Origin of the sequence: Mycobacterium xenopi, assembly GCF_009936235.1 — a bacterium.
GTDB lineage: Bacteria > Actinomycetota > Actinomycetes > Mycobacteriales > Mycobacteriaceae > Mycobacterium > Mycobacterium xenopi.
The window spans coordinates 233,705-248,099 of record NZ_AP022314.1; the positions used below are offsets into that span (position 1 = coordinate 233,705).

General features: G+C 61.6%; 10 protein-coding genes and 3 pseudogenes. 11 read left to right on the plus strand and 2 right to left on the minus strand.

Annotation, left to right across the window (positions count from 1 at the left end; all coding sequences use genetic code 11):
- Positions 1–284 precede the first annotated feature (284 nt).
- From MYXE_RS00925 to MYXE_RS00940, 5 genes and pseudogenes are all read left to right on the plus strand, one after another.
- A complete protein-coding gene (locus MYXE_RS00925) occupies positions 285–1,673 on the plus strand; it encodes a wax ester/triacylglycerol synthase domain-containing protein (protein WP_003918666.1) in 1,389 nt (462 codons plus the stop codon).
- A gap of 229 nt (positions 1,674–1,902) precedes the next feature.
- Entirely contained in the window at positions 1,903–2,817 is a 915-nt protein-coding gene (locus MYXE_RS00930; protein ID WP_232061698.1) for a sulfotransferase family protein, read from the plus strand.
- Positions 2,818–2,995: 178 nt separating this feature from the next.
- A pseudogene (locus MYXE_RS25170) lies at positions 2,996–3,096 on the plus strand (hypothetical protein); the annotation flags it as partial.
- 109 nt (positions 3,097–3,205) lie between these two features.
- Positions 3,206–3,481 carry a hypothetical protein gene (locus MYXE_RS00935; RefSeq protein ID WP_139821188.1) on the plus strand — a complete coding sequence of 92 codons (276 nt, stop codon included), beginning with the start codon at positions 3,206–3,208 and terminating at the stop codon, positions 3,479–3,481.
- 457 nt (positions 3,482–3,938) lie between these two features.
- Positions 3,939–5,207 (plus strand): glycosyltransferase, encoded by a 1,269-nt coding sequence (locus MYXE_RS00940; protein WP_003918669.1) that lies wholly within the window; start codon positions 3,939–3,941, stop codon positions 5,205–5,207.
- Positions 5,208–5,395: 188 nt separating this feature from the next.
- Here the strand turns inward: MYXE_RS00940 and MYXE_RS00945 are convergent, their stop codons facing one another.
- Positions 5,396–5,608 carry a GAP family protein gene (locus tag MYXE_RS00945; protein ID WP_003918670.1) on the minus strand — a complete coding sequence of 71 codons (213 nt, stop codon included), beginning with the start codon at positions 5,606–5,608 and terminating at the stop codon, positions 5,396–5,398.
- A 116-nt stretch (positions 5,609–5,724) separates the two neighbouring features.
- Here MYXE_RS00945 and MYXE_RS00950 point away from each other — a divergent pair, with 116 nt between their 5' ends.
- Positions 5,725–6,741 carry a Gfo/Idh/MocA family protein gene (locus MYXE_RS00950; protein ID WP_003918671.1) on the plus strand — a complete coding sequence of 339 codons (1,017 nt, stop codon included), beginning with the start codon at positions 5,725–5,727 and terminating at the stop codon, positions 6,739–6,741.
- A gap of 40 nt (positions 6,742–6,781) precedes the next feature.
- Here MYXE_RS00950 and MYXE_RS00955 read toward each other — a convergent pair whose 3' ends face one another.
- Positions 6,782–8,347: a GMC oxidoreductase gene (locus MYXE_RS00955; protein ID WP_112650074.1), complete on the minus strand. Its 1,566-nt coding sequence runs from the start codon at positions 8,345–8,347 to the stop codon at positions 6,782–6,784.
- 253 nt (positions 8,348–8,600) lie between these two features.
- On the opposite strand from MYXE_RS00955, the pseudogene MYXE_RS24100 reads away from it, so the two are divergent.
- The 5 genes and pseudogenes from MYXE_RS24100 to MYXE_RS25415 form a co-directional block, all read left to right on the plus strand.
- Positions 8,601–8,684: pseudogene (locus MYXE_RS24100) on the plus strand (hypothetical protein); the annotation flags it as partial.
- Positions 8,678–9,442 carry an NAD-dependent epimerase/dehydratase family protein gene (locus tag MYXE_RS24105; protein WP_003918673.1) on the plus strand — a complete coding sequence of 255 codons (765 nt, stop codon included), beginning with the start codon at positions 8,678–8,680 and terminating at the stop codon, positions 9,440–9,442. The pseudogene MYXE_RS24100 and the gene MYXE_RS24105, both read left to right, overlap by 7 nt.
- A 245-nt stretch (positions 9,443–9,687) precedes the next feature.
- Positions 9,688–10,953, plus strand: coding sequence for a glycosyltransferase (locus tag MYXE_RS00970; RefSeq protein WP_003918674.1), 1,266 nt, complete (start codon positions 9,688–9,690; stop codon positions 10,951–10,953).
- A 153-nt stretch (positions 10,954–11,106) separates the two neighbouring features.
- Positions 11,107–12,423 carry a glycosyltransferase gene (locus MYXE_RS00975; protein WP_003918675.1) on the plus strand — a complete coding sequence of 439 codons (1,317 nt, stop codon included), beginning with the start codon at positions 11,107–11,109 and terminating at the stop codon, positions 12,421–12,423.
- Between the two features lie 652 nt (positions 12,424–13,075).
- Positions 13,076–14,332, plus strand: a pseudogene (locus tag MYXE_RS25415) (condensation domain-containing protein); the annotation flags it as partial.
- Positions 14,333–14,395 lie beyond the last annotated feature (63 nt).

The following is a 14,395-nucleotide window of genomic DNA, read 5'->3' on the forward strand; positions in this document are numbered from 1 at the left end:
CTGGATCGCTAACGGCGGCGAACAGGTGGTGGTTAAGTCAGGGCGGTGCGGAGTAATGCGCGATGCGACTATAACTTAGAAGTCGTGAACCTTGAACTGCCGCCGGTTCGCGTTTAACTGCGCAGTCTTAAACAGGGCGTCCATCTTTGCTGCCGGTTTGGGCTTCGCCCAACTTCCGGCCACAGTCGAAGCCGTGACGCTCCCAGTGTCGGCACAGACCCGGAGGCCAGCGTCTTACGATATTCCGGCTCTGAAGACACGCGGCAGGAAGTATGGTACGGGCAATGGACAATGTGCTCGACCCGCTCGACCAGCTCACTTTCGACGCCGAGCGCGTAACGGGCGTGGCTTCGATACCACATCCGTTCTGGATATACAACCGCCCCGTCGACGTCGATGGCCTGCGGAAATTTCATCACCACCTTCAACGAGGATGGTTAAACCGCCGCATCGAACCGTCACCCCTGCGATTTGGCCGACACCGCTGGGTATTAGACGACAATCCGTCCGACATCGAGATCGTCGCGACGCCTCGCCCGCGTGCAGAACTAGACGCCTGGCTCGAGGAGCAGGCCGCGACTCCCATCGATGCCGAGCGCGGACCCGGGTGGCATCTTGCCATGCTGCCGTTCACCGACGGCGGCGCGGCGGTGAGCTTAACCGTTTCACATTGCCTTGCCGACGGTCTCGGGTTATTGGAAGCGATGGGGGATGCGGCCGATGCTCGCGACGCCCCGATCTGCTGGCCCCATGCCGGGTCGCGCCGACGGTGGCAGGCCGTACGCGAGGACGTCCGTCAATGCGTACGCGACATGCCTGCCCTCGGACGTGCCGCTTTCGCGGCGTTGCGTCTGGCCCGGCATGCCCGCCATCAGGCCCGAGCCGCACCATCTACCACACCACTTAGGCTGCCGACCAATGCTCACGAACCCCTAGCGCCGCCGACGGCGACAGCCTTCGTCGCTGCTGACGAGTGGGAGAGCCGAGCACAGGCACTGGGAGGGACCAGCAACGCACTGCTTGCGGGGCTGGCGGCCCATCTGGCCCAGCGATTGGGACGCGTCACAGCCGACGGTTCGGTCCTCATCAAGATGCCGGTCAATGAGCGCACAGCCGGTGACACACGCGCCAATGCGGTTAGCCATCTAACCGTCACAATCGACCCTGCTTCCGCGACAAACGATTTGCGTGAGATTAGGGCTGCGGTCAGACAAGCGCTGACCAGCCACCATGAGGCCCGCGATGACGAGCGGGCAGTGATGTCCTTCGTTCCACTGTTGGGCCTGTTGCCCAAACGGTTCGTCAGGCTCGTCGACAATGCCGTCGTGTCATCCAACCTCGGCGTGGTCAACCAGGCGGCTATTCGGCCAGACGGCACGCACGCCGACCTCTTCGCCGCGAGGCTTTCCTACCGGGGTGTCACCAGGGAGTTGATGCATCGTTTGGGCGGAGCCCTGTACTTATTGTCGGGGACTGCACAAGGGCAGATCTTCCTCTCGGTAAGTGTATATCAGCCAGGCTATGCCAACTCGAACGTCGCTCTGCGACAAGACCTTTTGGGTGCACTAAATGACTTTTCACTCACTGGTAGCTATATCGGTACGACTCCTCTTACGCATCGGTTGCGATCGGGTACTCAAGTCGGTCAAACCACAAAGGACTACCGTTGCTGACGTGTTGTGATCCGCGCAATGTGGCCCACCGTGCTTGACCGACCGATGAAATCCTTGCCTCCGTTGGGTTTACCTCTCTGAGGTGGCTGCCGAATAGCCCTAGTTCGGCGGCTGGCGATGCCTTAGAGCTCCGGCGTGCCTTTCTTCTCAATTACGATTAACCTGTGCAACTGAACTCGGTTGATGCCTCGATTCTGTGGCAGTGCCATGCGGCAAAGGCGGGGCGCGGATGACAACAATATTGTTCGTGCTGGGAATGGCCCGATCCGGCACGTCCGCAATGACACGCGTCCTCGCACTGTCCGGAGCCGCGCTTCCGCCTGGAATGATAGGCGCTGCGAAAGCTAACCCGCGAGGCTTTTGGGAGCCACGTCAAGCCAGCTACCTCAACGACAAGATTCTCCGTCGCCACCACAGCAGATCTGCCGACCCCACCTTGCGCCTGCACGAGAAAGCTGCCGAGAAACGAGACATTTCCGAGATCCACGCTTATCTTGCGGCACTGCAGCAAGCGGACCTCTACGTTATAAAAGACCTTCAGATTACGCCCATAGCTGGAATGTGGTTCGAAGCCGCGCGCATGACGGGGTACAACCCTGCCGCCGTGATCGCGGTACGCCACCCCGACGAAGTTATGAAGTCCGTCACAGCGATGATGCCGATCGTCAAACCAGAACTCGCGGCCGCACTGTGGTTGAAGAACAGTTTGCTCGCTGAGCGCTACACACGCGGGCTGCCGCGCGTATTCATGGAATACGGCAATCTCCTTCATGATTGGCGCAGGGAGGTCGCACGGATATCAAAGGCTTTAAACATCGATCTCAACCCCAACGAGGTCGCGATCGATGAATTTCTCGCAGCTGACGAATGCCACCAGCAGGCCGACGGATCAGCATGCCCTGAGCCGTTTGGCGCCGACTGGCTGACCACCACCTACCGCAATCTGCACCGCGCCGCAGCTAGCGAAACTTGGAGCCAAGACGAGTTGGATCGCGTGTTCTGCGACTACCGGGTGAACGAACAGCGGTTGGGAACGGCACTCGAAAACTATCAGCAGGTCACCCGCGCGCAGCGCTTCATTCCAAGGAAGCTCGTCCTCGAAATCGCCGCCCTCCTCCACCGACGCAAGGGCACCTGGGCCTGAATGCCCCTGGCCTGAAGCGCCACTTCCCCAAACCTGGTGATTTCGGGTCGATAATGCGAGTTGTGGATTATGCTGCCGGTCGGTTGGCCCGGCGCCGCGGCGCTTCCGCTTTCATTTCGCAGGATGCGGACGGAAAGTGAAAGGCTTAATCGGCAGTGAAGGTCGTTGGGATTTATGGAACTCGCTGGTGGGGTTTTTCGTCAACACGTTGGTCTTGCGGGTCAACATTGGCTGGTGATCACAGTGCGGCTAGGTTGTTGGGCCAGGTGCGCTATCGGCCACGCCTTGGTGACCGCAGTGCGCTTGGCCCGGCGCAGCCAAGACGGTGTTGTACCTGCCACCCGGCCGCCCACGCCCCGCCGGCGCCGACGAACCCATCACGGTCTCGATGGCGACGATGTTAGTCGACGCCGACGTGTGGGAGGCCCGTGTCCACTCACTCTGCGGCAGCGGCAACGCGCTGCTTGCGGCATTGGCGGCTCGACAGGCCCAACGACGGGGACGGCTCACCGCCGACGGCTTGGTCGCGGTGCAGATCCCGGTCAACGAGCGCACGGCAGGCGACACGCGGGCCAATGCCGTCAGCAATGTCGGCGTCTTGGTCGCCCCTGTCCCGGTGACGAAGGACTTGCGTGAGTTGCGCGCCGCATCAAACACGCGCTGATTCGCCATCGAAAGGCGCGGGACCAAGAGCACGCGATGTTGTCCATCGCTCCCCTGCTACCAAGCGGCTCATTCTGGTTGGTAGTACGACCAACGTCGCCTCATCGAACCTCGGTACGTTCAATCTGGCCGCTGGGCGGCCAGACGGCACCGGCGCGGATTACCTCGTCATACACGTCGTCTACCCAGGGATGACCAAATCGCTGATGCACTGGATAGGCGGGCTGAGACTCTTGGTTTCGGGAAAGGTGCTCAGACAGGTCTTCCTCATCGGTTCTTGCTTATCAGCCTGGTTGCCGGAATTCGAAGGACGCCTCAGGACCCCATCTTTCCAAGGCCTTGAACGACGTCTTGTTTGCCGGCACGCACCTCAGCGCGCCGGAACCGTCAGCATCCTTGATGATCACTGATTGATGCGTGCCGGAACGCCCACGGAAAGTGAAAGGCATGATCGCGCGATGAAATTTGTGCTGGCAAGCTACGGAACTCGCGGCGACGTCGAGCCCTGCCTCGCTGTCGGCCGTGAGCTGCTGCGCCGAGGGCACGAAGTGTGCACGGCCGTCCCGCCAGACCTGGTTGGCTTCGCCGAGGCGGCCGGGCTCGCAGCAGTCCCCTATGGCCTGGATATGCAAGAACCGTGGGAGGCGACGCGCAACTTCTGGACGTTCTTCTTCCACAACTTCTGGCGGATTCGGCACCTGACGAGGATCTGGCGTGAAGGCTGGGAGCTGTTCACCCAGTGCTGGGAAATGACGAGCACAACGCTGGTGTCGCTGGCCGACGGGGCAGACGTGCTAGTCACCGGCCCCAGTTTCGAGAACGCCGCGGCAAATGTCGCAGAGTATTACGACATTCCGTTAGCCACACTGCATTACTTCCCGCTGCGGGCCAACGGTCAGCTCCTGCCGTTCCTGCCAGAGCCGCTGGGCCGCGCCGCCATGAGAGTATACGAGTGGCTAGCTTGGCGCAGGGTGAAGACGCTCGAGGACGCCCAGCGTCGCGACTTAGGCCTGCCGAAGACCACAGGGCCCGCGTCGCGGCGTATCGCCGAACGCGGATCACTCGAGATTCAGGCCTACGACGAGATTTGTTTTCCCGGGCTCGCAGCTGAGTGGGCGAAATTCGATGGCCGGCGGCCTTTTGTTGGCGCACTGACGATAGAGTTCCCGGCGAAGGAAGATGACGAAGTCGCTTCGTGGATTGCAGCGGGAACACCGCCAATTTTCTTCGGCTTTGGCAGCACGCTGGTCGACTCTCCCGCCGACACACTGGCGATGATCAGCGCAGCCTGTGCGCATTTGGGGGAGCGAGCATTGGTATGCGCGGGATGGAGTGATTTTAGCGATGTTGGGGAGTCCGAGCACGTCAAGGTGGTCGTCGAGATTAATTACGCAACGGCTTTTCCTGCCTGCCGAGCGGTCGTGCACCACGGTGGCTTGGGCACCACGGCCGCGGGCCTGCGTGCGGGAGTCCCCACGCTGATTCTTTGGATGTTGCCCGACCAGCCGATCTGGGGTGCTCGGGTCAAACGGCTGAAGGTGGGCACCGCTCGGCGCTTTTCGAGCACTACCTGCGAAACTCTGGTGGCCGACCTGCGCACTATCCTCGCCCCGGAATGCGTTGCCCGGGCCCGCGAGATCGCCCGTCATATAACGAAATCCGGCCAAAGCGCTGTTACCGCTGCCGATCTCCTGGAAGATTTCGCCCGGCTCAGGCATGTTGGCTGATCGGCGTTAGGGAAAGCGCTGTACTGCACGGCCTAACGACGCTTCCGGCGATCGGCTCTTGTGGCGCGCTGGCGCGCGCTCGGGGCGCATGGCCACCAGCTCAGACGATGGCCCCGTGCTGTTAGCCACCAGCGCGACATCCCGCACCACAAAATGGCGATTATGATTTTCCGGCGGTGGGCCAGCGCCTAGTCATGGAACCCCTGCACTATCACTTGGGTTTTGGCCGGCACGACCAGATAGCTGACGAGGGTTATCTCGACAACGGCAAGCATCCCGGCTACGAACGCGATGACGCCGCTGATCTGCGTGCCGATGGCGGCTCCCGAGGCGACGATGAATGCGAACGAAACAGGGCCAAGTCCGGTGTCGGTCCTCCTAACCAGCACCGAGCCCAGCATGGCTTAATCCCTACCCTGTTGGTCTTGTCCTTCCGGCGCTTTCCCGAGTTGTCCTGATTCATATTCCTCGCGATTCGTTTGCGCGCATCAGCCTGAGAAGGGCGCCGAATGCTAGCATGCGGTCCGTGTCTGGTCGCGGGACCCCGTTGCGGATCGGCGTCTTGGGCGCAGCCCGCGTCGCACCGCTTGCGCTGATCAATCCGGCCCGGGAACAAGCGCATGTAGTTGTGGCTGCCGTGGCGGCGCGCGACGTGTCCCGTGCTGAGGCTTTTGCGGCCAAGCACGGTATTTCCCGCGTACACGACAACTATGAGGCGCTGATTGCCGATCCGGAAGTGGATGCTGTGTACAATCCGCTGCCGAATGGCTTGCACGGCAAATGGACCCGAGCTGCCCTCAATGCAGGCAAGCATGTGCTGTGCGAAAAGCCGTTCACTGCCAATGCCGCGGAGGCCCGCGAGATCGCCGACCTGGCAGCGAAGTCGGATCGGGTGGTGATGGAGGGATTCCATTATCGTTACCATCCACTGAGTTTGCGTATTGAGCAGATCGTTGCCTCGGGGGAGCTGGGAAAGCTGCAGCGGGTAGAGGCGGTTTTATGTTTCCCACTGCCTAAGTTTTCCGACATCCGGTACAACTACTCGCTTGCCGGGGGCGCGACGATGGATGCTGGGTGCTATGCGGTCAATATGGTCCGCACGTTCGCTGGTTCCACGCCGGAAGTTGTTTCGGCCCGGGCTAAATTGCGCGATCCTCAGGTGGATCGGGCCATGACGGCCGAATTGCGCTTTCCAGGCGGGCACACAGGTCGGGTCTGCTGCTCGATGTGGTCGTCGAGCCTGCTGCGGTTTGGCGCCAAGGTGGTCGGCGACCGGGGCGCGCTGCGTGCATCCAATCCGGTCGCACCTCACCTATTCAATCGGCTCTGGGTGCAGTCGGCGCAGGGGAAGCGGGTAGAGCGCTTTCCACGGCGCACCTCTTACGCTTATCAGCTTGACGCCTTCGCCGCTGCAGTGCTGCGCGGCCAACCGGTGAAGACATCTCCCGAAGACGCAGTCGACAATATGACCGTTATCGATGCGATCTATCGCGCTGCCGGACTACCACTTCGCGAGCCGGTTTCGAACTTCTAATCTGTTGGGCCCATAGGTATTTCGACGCGATCGGCAGGGGTCAGGTGGCAAAATGCACGTGGTTCAGGTGCGCCGCCACTCGTAAGGCGTTGGCTGCGATGGTCAGACCGGGATTCAGACCGGCGCTGGACGGAAAGAATGAGCCGTCCACCACGTAGAGGTTGTCCACTTCGTGTGCCCGGTTTTGTGGATCCAGCACACTGGATTTCGGGTCCGTACCGAAACGACACGTGCCGCAGACGTGGGCCAGGTGGCCATTGCCTTTGGCGGCTCCGATAGTGATCTTGCGGAACGGCTCGAACACCTGCTTCAACTGCCGGAGAAACACGGCGCGGCGCTCAACTTCGTTGGGGTGCAATCGATATTGAATTCGCATGCGCTGACGCCCGTCCACGCTCGGCCGATCGGATGGGAGGACGCGGTTGTCCAGATAGGGCAGGTCTTCCATGATCGCAGCCAGCACGAGTCCGCCGCTGAACCGTTCGTAGATGGGACGCGCCGCGGGGCTCATCCACCGCATCACCTTGAACGGCCAGCCGGGGTGGTTGGTGAAATACTCTATCGGCGGCACTGAGCCCATTGACTGCACTGTCCCGTATTTCTGCCCTTCCCAGAAATAGAAGTCAGTCAGTCCGATCTGCTTACTCGGTTCCGTGATCTTCGAGTCGGCTTGGGGCCAGATCTCAACCAGGTCGAGCAGATGACGCATCAGGTTGCGGCCCACCCAGCCCGAGCCGTTGGCCAATCCTTGCGGCCAGTCACCTGATCGGGAACTGAGCAACAACACTGGGGTGACCAGCGCACCGGCCGCCAGCACCACCACCTTGGCCCTCAGAGCCAGCATGCCGGAGCGATGCTCGCAGATCACCCGCTGGACCCGGGTGCGGTCTGCGTCCAGGCACACCACCCGGCATTCCGTCAGCAGCTGGGCGCCATGCTCGACAACGGCGGGCATCAGGAAGTTGCGAGCCGCGTCGCGTTTGCACGATCGGTGGCAGAGATAGCCCGTACAGGTGAGGCAGCCTTCGGTGTAATCACAGGCCATCGGCAAGTGGTACGGATGCAGCCCCCGACCTACCAGATAGTCGACCAGTACCTGATTGTCCGTAGAGAACGGCGGCGCCGGAGGCAAATCGACGGCAGCCGCTTCCGGCCGCAGCGGATCTGGCTGGCCACGGACCCCCAGCAGCTTCTCAGCCGCTGCGTACCACGGGCTCAGTTGCTCGTAACTAAGCGGCCACGCCTCCGGCACAGTGGAATCCCCGGGGGTGCGGAAATTCTGCCGGGGAGTGAAGTCGCGAACAAAAAACCGCTCGCAGACCATGCCGTAGATCGCCGACGACCCGCCTGTCCCACTGCCGATCAACGGCAGAAACCGCCGCGGAAGGCGCCAGCTGATGTCTTCGATCTCGTCGATTGAGCGCCCGGCCCGGGCCAAAGCGTCGTAGTACGCCGCTGGGGAACGACCCGCTCGCGGTTCGGCCAGCTCCGGGAACGAAGAGCGAATCGTCCCTGGCACACCGGGCAGGGTCGAGCGCCCCTTTTCGAGAAAGAGCACTTTGCGGCCTGACCGAGCCAGCGAATAGCCCAGCGTCCCCCCGCCCATGCCGGTTCCCACCACAATCACGTCCCACACGGCGTGTTCCGCCTCGCGCGGATTCAGCTCGGCGACAGCCAAATCGAGCTCCTCGGCGGGGTGAAGGCCCAAAGCTTTGTCTGGTTCAGCGAATCACGAAAGTACCATCTGTTGCCGCAGAAAGTTGACGATTCCCGGCCGGCCCTCCAGGAAACGTGGTGTTCGATCCGGCTGCCGTCGACATCTCAGCCGTACCGAAGAAACGGCCCGTTGCGCCAACACGATGCCGAAGGGTAGCCACGACGTGAATATCTTGATGCCGGGTGTGGGTGTCGGCGGTTGCTGCTTGACTAAGGATCTGTGGTTCGTCGATCAACTGGGCCGGTCCCTCGGGTTGGATCTGGCAATTCCGCGCACGTCGAGGGCTGTCATCGACACAATGCCTGCCTATACCTACGAGCTGCTCGAGCAGCTGCTCGCCAATCAGGGCAACATCCGCTCACACTTGGTCTCCGCATTGCTGCGCTGCGGCGACTCTGCCGAATTTTCGACCTTGCCGAGGACTCCCGAGACAGCGGGCTTGACTTCGGCCGCCAGGCCAACTTCCGGTTCGTGCGCGGCGATGTCACTGATCCGGCAGCGCTCGAAACAGCGCTCATGCCGAGAGTCAACACCGTTTTCCACCTGGCCGCAGTCGTGGGTGTCGAGAACTATCTCTACGATCCCCTCCGTATTTTCGACGTCAACGTGACCGGCACGCGCAACTTCCTCGCGTTAAGCCCTCGGCACGGAGCACGAGTGGTGATGGCCAGCACGTCCGAAGTGTTTGGGAGGAACCCGAACGCCGTCGCCGAGGACGGCGATTGCGTCCTGGGTTCCACAAGGCCCGCGCGATGGAGTTACAGCACCAGCAAGGCTATCGCCGAGCATCTCGCATTCGCGATGTACACGACCTACGGCCTGCCGGTGACAGTGGTGCGTTACTTCAACGTCTACGGCTCGCGGCAGCATGACCGAGACAACGGTGGGAGGAGCTGTCGCACTTGCAATCAAGATTGCAAAAGTCGACGGAGTGTCGCAGGCCGAAAACCGTTGATACCGCAGCCCATTATGTGGCCTGTATAAGGAAATCTCGCGCCGTATCCCAGATTCCACCAAGGCGCAACGGAAGCTGGGCTGGCGCCACCAGGTAGACCTCGCGGAAGGGGTCCGTTGAACGATCGATTGGGCGTGGGTCAACCCATGGGATCTCAAGGAGCCCGGGTAAATCAGCCTGTATCGGGTTATGCTGCGAGACGCGGGGCTGGGAACATGAGGATGCCGCTGTCATTTCGCACAACGCGCCGTGAAGTGAAAGGCTGAAGTTCGAGATGAAGTCTGTGCTGGCGTTCTATGGAACTCGTGGCGATGTCGAGCCGGGCGTTACTGTCGGCCGGGAGTTGCTGCGCCGCGGGCACGACGTGCGTGTAGCCGTTCCACCGGACCTGGTCGGCTTCGCCGAGTCAGCAGGTCTTGCGGCGGTCGCCTACGGTCCGGATGCGCGGCGGTGGCAGGACGCGCACCGCGAGTTCTTGACTCGTTTATTCAGCACTCCCTGGCGGGTCGGCGACGTGAGGAGGTTGTGGCGCGAAGATCGAGAGCTGCTTGCCCAGTGCTGGCAGGAAACCAGCGCGACGCTGAGGTCGCTGGCCGATGGGGCCGACTTGGTGGTCACCAGCGTAATCGGCGAAGATTCCGCTGCTAATGTCGCTGAGTATTACGACATTCCGTTAGCCACGCTGCACGCCTTTCCGTTGCGGCCCAATGGGCAGCTCGTTGCGAGCCTACCGGCGCCGTTGGCGCGCTCCGCAATGCTTTTGTCAGAGTGGCTGGGTCGGCCTGTGACGAAGAAGCTCGAGGACGCTCAGCGACGTGAATTAGGCCTGGCGAAAGTCACAGGCCTCTCGTCGCGGCGCATTACCGAACGGGGATCGCTGGAAATCCAGGCCTACGACGAGATTTGCTTTCCCGGACTGGCTGCCGAATGGGCGAAATTCGATGGTCGGCGGCCCTTCGTCGGCGCGCTGACGATGGAGTTGCCGACGGAGGCAGATGACGAGGTGGCGTCGTGGATTGCGGCAGGAACACCGCCGATCTTCTTCGGCTTCGGTAGCACGCCGGCCCAGTCTCCCGCCGACACGCTGGCCATGATCGGCGCGGCTTGCGCACAGTTGGGGGAGCGAGCGCTGGTATGTGCCGCCGGGACGGACTTCAGCGGCGCCCCCCACTTCGAACATGTCAAGGTGGTGTCCGCGATGAATTATGCGGCCGTCTTTCCTGCCTGCCGTGCGGTGGTGCACCACGGCGGCACGGGCACCACCGCCGCGGGCCTGCGTGCTGGAGTCCCCACGTTGATCCTTTCGACATGGGGCGATCAAGCACTTTGGGGCACTCAGGTCAAACGCCTGAAAGTTGGTACCGCCCGCCGCTTTTCAAACACGACACAGGGATCGTTGGTTGCGGATCTGCGCCGGATCCTGGAGCCGGAATACGTTGCCCGGGCGCGTGAAATTTCCGCGCGGATGACCAAGCCCGCGAACAGCGCCAGTTACGCTGCGGACCTCGTGGAAAATTTCGCCCGCAGGCGTGTCGGCTGAGCAACGGAAACCCGTCGGTCGCTCACCCGAAACTGCTGGATCTTGGGTCGGCAGCGGCGGTATCCGGCTAAACTGCCCGGCTGAGCATGGGACGCGAGGCTGCCGATTTCGTTTCGCGAACGTGCGCATGGGACTGAAAGGCCAGAATCCGCGATGAAATTTGTGCTGGCATCCTACGGAAGTCGCGGCGACGTCGAGCCATGCGTCGCTGTCGGCCGCGAGTTGTTGCGGCGCGGGCACGAAGTGCACATGGCCGTCCCACCCGACCTGATTGGCTTCGCCGAGTCAGCTGGGCCTGCGGCCGTCGCTTTCGGACCGGACGTGCAGCCCATCCTGCATGCGCACCGCGACTTCTGGACGTACTTTTTCGGGAATTTCTGGAGGATCGGGGACCTGATCAGGTTGCGACGCGAAATTGCGGCGCCCGTCATCGATCGCTGGGAAGAGATCTGCACGACGCTGGCGTCGCTGGCCGATGGGGCCGACATGCTAGTCAGCGGACTGAATTTCGAGCAGTCCGCTGCCAACGTCGCCGACTATTACGACATTCCGTTGGCCACCCTGCACATCTTTCCGGTACGCGCCAACGGGCAGTTCCTGCGATTGGTGCCGTCATGGGTGGGCCGTTCCGCGATGAGGCTGTTCTGGTGGCTGTCTTGGCGGTTGGCGAAGAACGTCGACGATGCGCAGCGCGGTGCACTGGGCCTGCCGAAGGCAACGGGTCCCTTGCCGCGGCGGATGAATGAACGCGGCTGGCTGGAAATCCAGGCCTATGACGAGGTTTGCTTTCCGGGGCTGGGTGCCGAATGGGCGAAATTCGATGGTCGGCGGCCCTTCGTCGGTGCGCTGACGATGGAGTTGCCGACGGAGGCCGACGAGGAGGTCGCGTCCTGGATTGCGGCGGGAACACCGCCGATTTACTTCGGCTTCGGCAGCGTCCCGGTCGAATCTCCGGCCGACACGCTAGGCATGATCAGCGCGGCGTGCGCACAGCTGGGTGAGCGGGCGCTGGTATGCACCGGCGGGAGTGACTTCAGCGGCGTCCCGCATTTCGAGCACGTCAAGTTGGTGGGCGCGGTGAATCTCGCGGCCGTGTTTCCGGCCTGCCGCGCGGTCGTGCACCACGGCGGCACGGGCACCACCGCTACCGGCCTGCGCGCAGGAGTCCCTACGCTGATCCTTCCGACAGACATCGACCAGACACTGTGGGGAAGTCGGGTCAAACGACTGAAAGTGGGTACCGCCAGGCGCTTTTCAAGCACGAGCCAGAAATCGTTAGTCGCGGACCTGCGCCGAATCCTGGCTCCAGATTACGTCGCACGGGCCCGCGAGATCGCCGCCCGGATGACCAGCTCCAGCGAAAGCATTGCGGCCGCAGCCGACGTCGTGGAAGACTTCGCCAGCCGTCCTCGAGGGCGGAAATCTCGCTATGGGGGTCCACATGGGCTCCGAGGCGCCGACAAACATTGACCTGTAATTCAGTCGAATCCTACGAACAAGTCATTTGTCGGCCAAGGGAATAACGTGCGATCCTCATGCGGGGATCCACGACTGCCGAGATTCCGGCCGAACCGGTAGTCAGCGCGCACGTCGGACTGGCCCCGTCGGTACGCCCGCTGCACTATCGGCGTATATCGCCAACGAATCTTCACCGTGTCGGTGGCGCACATTGCCCGGATCAGAACGGGCTGGCCATGAACGCCACTACCGAGTATTGCCGGGTCGTCAAAACAACTGAGCTATCAATTCTGCATTGAGCTATAGAAGGGCTGCTAGCCGTGTTGGCTGGTGGCACCGAGCACTGGGTCGGCGCACAGTGCGGGATGTCCGATGTGCCCGCATCCAGGCTTTTGGAAATTTGTCCAAAAACGCGGACTGACGCTCGAGGGCTCCAGTATGCTCTGGAGCGCTGTTCCACTCATGTCTAGTGGACGGGCTGTCTAACTAGATATTTGGAGAACCGGTTGCATGAATTCGTTCCGCACAGCAATCGCAACACCGTTAGCGGCTGGCATGCCCTTTACAGCCAAGACATCCAACAAAATCGGACCGGGGAAGGCTTACGAGGTCGCCCGGGCGGCGGAGGGCGGGTGTTGACAAGTAAACCGTGAGGCGAGTCCGAATGGAGCTTGACGACGGGGCACTTCCGCTGACGCGGGGACAGCTGGATATCTGGCTTGCGGCGGAAACGGGTCACTTTGGTGCCAAGTGGCAGCTCGGCATGCTTGGGCGAATCGACGGACCGCTCGAGCCTGGCTTGCTCGAGCAGGCGGTCCGCCAAGTGGTGCGCGAGGCCGAACCGCTTAGAGCTGCCTTTTTCCAAGTGGATGGCGAGGTCGTCCAGAAGGTGGTTGATTACCCGGACGTCGAGCTCGCCCGCTACGACTTGACCGGCTCGCAGGATCCTGCTCGCGACGCCCAACGGCTAGCGTCATCGATCCAACGCACACTGATGCCACTCACTGGTCCGCTGTTCAAATTTGCGTTGTTGCAGACAGCAGTCAACGAATTTTATTTGTTCGTGTGCTGTCATCATATCGTGATCGATGGCATTGGCATTGGACTTATTTGTCATCGGATCGCGGCTGTTTACTCGGCAATGGCTTCTGGTACGCCGATTCCCCCTGCTTTTTTTGGATCGCTGCGTGATCTGATCGCTTGCGAGCTAGAGTACGAAGCGTCCACCGATTTTCTCGATGATCGAGCCTATTGGACGAAGAATCTTCCGTCCGATAGCGAAGTACGTCACCGGATCGTGCACACCGCGGACGGGCATGACCCCGATCCGTCTTTTGCGCCGGTTCAATTGGATCCGGTCGTCGTTGCCGAAGCCCGCCGGTTGTCACGGACGTTGGGAGTGCGTCGGGCGTCGGTGATCACGGCGGCGTGCGCGCTGCTGGTCCGGGGGTGCGACGTTGAAAGTTCGGAAGTAGTGCTCGACTTTCCGGTGAGCCGGCGGGTGCGTCCAGAAATGGCGATCGTACCGGGGATGGTTTCTGGGGTTGTTCCGCTGGTGTTGACGGTTTCGCCCGACTCGACTGTTGCGCGTTTTTGTGAGCACGTTGACTCGCGGATACAAGAAGCACTTGAGCATCAACGGTTTCCAGTTCACCTTCTTGAGAAGAAGTCGCGTCTTGGTAGCTCCAGGGAAACGTCGAACCGGGTACTGGTTAATTTTATTCCGACGACGCGGCTCGCGGATTTTGCTGGTGCTTCGGGTTTCGGAGCCGTAACCCATTCTGGTTTCGAAGATCAGCTTGAGCTCTGGTTTATCCGGGCGGGTGACGAGCTGTTTCTCAACACCGCCGGTCCCGGGCAATTGTATGCGGATTATCGGGTCCGAGATTTGGTCAAGCGGTTGGAGTGGGTGTTGGCGGCGATGACTGCCGATCCTTCTCGGCGGTTGTCGTCGATTGATTTGCTTGATGGGACTGAGCTCGCA

Bases quoted from the DNA above. Each gene is read 5' to 3' on its own strand.
- MYXE_RS00945 (WP_003918670.1), bottom strand. From the start codon at position 5,608: ATGCTGGGCTCGGTGCTGGTTAGGAGGACCGACACCGGACTTGGCCCT.
- MYXE_RS00950 (WP_003918671.1), top strand. From the start codon at position 5,725: ATGCGGTCCGTGTCTGGTCGCGGGACCCCGTTGCGGATCGGCGTCTTG.
- MYXE_RS00930 (WP_232061698.1), top strand. From the start codon at position 1,903: ATGACAACAATATTGTTCGTGCTGGGAATGGCCCGATCCGGCACGTCC.
- MYXE_RS00940 (WP_003918669.1), top strand. From the start codon at position 3,939: ATGAAATTTGTGCTGGCAAGCTACGGAACTCGCGGCGACGTCGAGCCC.
- MYXE_RS00975 (WP_003918675.1), top strand. From the start codon at position 11,107: ATGAAATTTGTGCTGGCATCCTACGGAAGTCGCGGCGACGTCGAGCCA.
- MYXE_RS00935 (WP_139821188.1), top strand. From the start codon at position 3,206: ATGGCGACGATGTTAGTCGACGCCGACGTGTGGGAGGCCCGTGTCCAC.
- MYXE_RS00925 (WP_003918666.1), top strand. From the start codon at position 285: ATGGACAATGTGCTCGACCCGCTCGACCAGCTCACTTTCGACGCCGAG.
- MYXE_RS00955 (WP_112650074.1), bottom strand. From the start codon at position 8,347: ATGGGCGGGGGGACGCTGGGCTATTCGCTGGCTCGGTCAGGCCGCAAA.
- MYXE_RS00970 (WP_003918674.1), top strand. From the start codon at position 9,688: ATGAAGTCTGTGCTGGCGTTCTATGGAACTCGTGGCGATGTCGAGCCG.